The 832-nt window shown below is 46.3% G+C and carries 1 protein-coding gene; it reads right to left on the reverse strand.

Going from position 1 to position 832, the window contains the following annotated elements:
* The coding region (locus A3756_RS23505) for a thiazole synthase (RefSeq protein WP_068554816.1) at positions 1-683 on the reverse strand (683 nt) is incomplete at its 3' end.
* Positions 684-832 lie beyond the last annotated feature (149 nt).

The following is an 832-nucleotide window of genomic DNA, read 5'->3' on the forward strand; positions in this document are numbered from 1 at the left end:
ATTAGGATAGGGTCTTGAGCTGCAGCAATTGCTGTATTCATGAGTACGCCATCACAACCTAGCTCCATCGCGATACTTGCGTCTGAGGCTGTACCAACACCAGCATCAACTAATATTGGCACCTTCGCATTTTCGAGAATTAGCTTGATGTTGTAGGGGTTACGAATGCCAAGGCCAGAGCCAATCGGAGCACCCAAAGGCATGACCGCAACACAGCCCATTTCTTCAAGGCGTTTAGCAACAAGTGGATCGTCAGTGGTATAAACCATGACCTTGAAGCCGTCTTTTATCAGTTCCTCTGCTGCGATCAATGTTTCTGTTACGTCAGGAAATAAAGTCTTTTGATCGCCTAGTACTTCAAGCTTTACCAAGTCATGTCCACCCAATAGTTCGCGTGCGAGCTTACATGTTCGCACTGCATCTTTAGCGGTATAGCAGCCCGCAGTATTGGGCAGGATGGTGTATTTATCAGGTGAAATAACATCAAGTAGGTTGGGCTCGTCCTTGTTCTGGCCGATATTGGTGCGGCGAACGGCAACGGTGACAATTTCAGCACCGCTAGCCTCTATGGCCAAGCGTGTTTCTTCCAGGTCTTTGTATTTTCCCGTGCCAACTAACAAGCGAGATTGGTAGGTTTTACCGGCAACGGTTAAAGGCGTATTAATATTCGTTGTATCTGTCATAGCTGTACTCTAATTGCTGCTTGGGTTGTAGTGCGTGCTAATATATTGAGTGATTTTTCTAATCTTGAAAGACGGTCTTCAGATGTCTAGCCACCGCCAATTGCGACGACCACTTCTACCTTATCACCTTCTTTTACTTCGTAGGTATC

Source organism: Oleiphilus sp. HI0086 (assembly GCF_001635225.1).